The following is a 1,902-nucleotide window of genomic DNA, read 5'->3' as shown; positions in this document are numbered from 1 at the left end:
TCCTCCGCCCACGCCGCGCTACCAGAAGCAGGACAGCGGCTTCGAGGCCGAGGACACGCGCAAGTCGGACCTCCGCAAGTGGGCCGCGAAGAACGGCGGCACGGCCGGCGCGGGCAAGCCCGGTCCTCATGTGCCGACGCAGCACGGGGGCCAGGGCAGCGGCGGCACAGTCACCGCGGGGATGTTGATGAACGGGGGCATGACCCTGCTCAATGGCTCGGGGGCCAGCGCGAGCCTCCTGAACGGAGGACGAGGCAACCTGCTCGGAGGCACGGGCAACAGTGGCCTCGTCTCGCGCGGGGGTGGGACCGAGGGCACGACGGCGACCTCTCGCGCCCAGGTCGCGCCGGGACTGACGGGCGCGGATGCGTACGCGCGGATGCAGACGCTGTCCGCCTCCGCCACCGCGGCGCAGCAGGCGGTCGACGCGACGGAGGTGCAGCTCGCCAACGACCTGGCGCTGCTCGGCCCCACGCTGACCACCGAGGAGCGCGACGCGTACATCGCCGGCTACCGCGAGCAGAACGCCGGCGTCTACGCGGCGCGCGACGCGGCCGTGGCCGACTTCGCCGCCCACCTCGAAGCCAACGGCGACGCGCTCACGAGCTACCTCGCCGAGCACCACGCGGGCTCGCCCTACACCACGCCCACCGCCGCGGCCGCGCTGTTCGAGGGCCTGGCCCTGGTCGCCGACTCGCCCCAGGCGGGCGCCGCGGTGGACTTCCTGGCCGGCAACGCCCCGCTGATGACCCCCCTCGCCAGCGGCGCGGGCGTCAACCTGGAGGCCCAGGTCTACGGCCCCGCGCTCAACGCCACCATGGCGGACGCGCTCGCGAAGGGACAGACGCCCGAGCAGGCCGTGGCCGCCAGCCGCGCGCTCATCGACGCGATGCCCGCGAGCGTCCAGGCCAGCATCCTGGGCCCCAACCCCCAGGCGACGCTGGACACGCTGTCGCGCGCCGTCACCGGAGACGTGGCCGCCCTCACCGCGCTGTCCACCCACGCGGCCGCGCAGGGCGGCGCCGGCGCCATGTCGCTGGTCACCTCCGCGCTCTCGGTGGCCATGTTCACGAGGCCCGAGGTGTTCTCCGAGCCCAACGTCCTGCTGGGAATCACCGGCCCCTTGAGCAAGGTGGGCATGGGCGCCGCGGCCGTCAGCATCAGCCTGGGCACCGTGGCGTCGGTGCTCCACCGCGTCACCTCCTCCGCCGCCAGCAGGTTCCCCGTCCTCGAGGGAGCGGCCCAGCACACGGCGAACCTGGCGGCGAATGCCCCCGCCCTGGCGAAGCTGGTGGGCAAGGCCAGCAACATCCTGGGCATGGTGACCGCGAGCCTCAACGTGGTGGAGCTGCTCTCGCGCCAGGAGCAGAACCAGGGCACCCACATCCAGGTGGCGGTGCAGGCCGCGAGCGTCGTCACGGGCGCCCTGTCCTTCGCGGGCATCATCACCGGCGCCCCGGGCTTCGCCGTGGCCGCCACCCTCTTCGTCCTCAACCAGATTGGCCAGGCCCGGGAGAGCTACCTGCGCGACGAGGAGGTGCGCCGCGCCGTCACCGAGCGCGCCGCCGCGTTCGGCATCCCCGACGCCGCGGCCCGCGTGGAGTTCGTGTCCACCTACCCCAGCCAGGCCCGCGACCTGGCGGCGATGGGCCTCGACTTCCCACGCATGAGGGATTTGGTGACGCGCCGCCTCACCGGCACCGCCGGCCTGCGGGAGGTGGCCCAGGCCTTCGACCTGGAGCCCTCCGAAATCGACCAGATGATGGGGCTCATCGCGCCCGAGGGACAGACGACCCCCGCGAACTCCGGCGTGCGCACCTTCCTCAACTACTTCGAAGAGGCCCGAACCGCCCTCCCCAACGGCACCCCCGAACAGCTCGCCGCGTGGATGCGCCAGAACCC

General features: G+C 73.3%; 1 pseudogene. It reads left to right on the top strand.

What is annotated here, in order from left to right:
- A pseudogene (locus tag FL311_RS44685) lies at nucleotides 1–1,902 on the top strand (hypothetical protein); the annotation flags it as partial.

Origin of the sequence: Myxococcus sp. AB025B (assembly GCF_006518215.1) — a bacterium.
In the GTDB taxonomy this organism is placed as follows: domain Bacteria; phylum Myxococcota; class Myxococcia; order Myxococcales; family Myxococcaceae; genus Myxococcus; species Myxococcus fulvus.
Note: the sequence above shows the minus strand (reverse complement) of the source record. Positions and strands in the feature narration are given on the sequence as shown.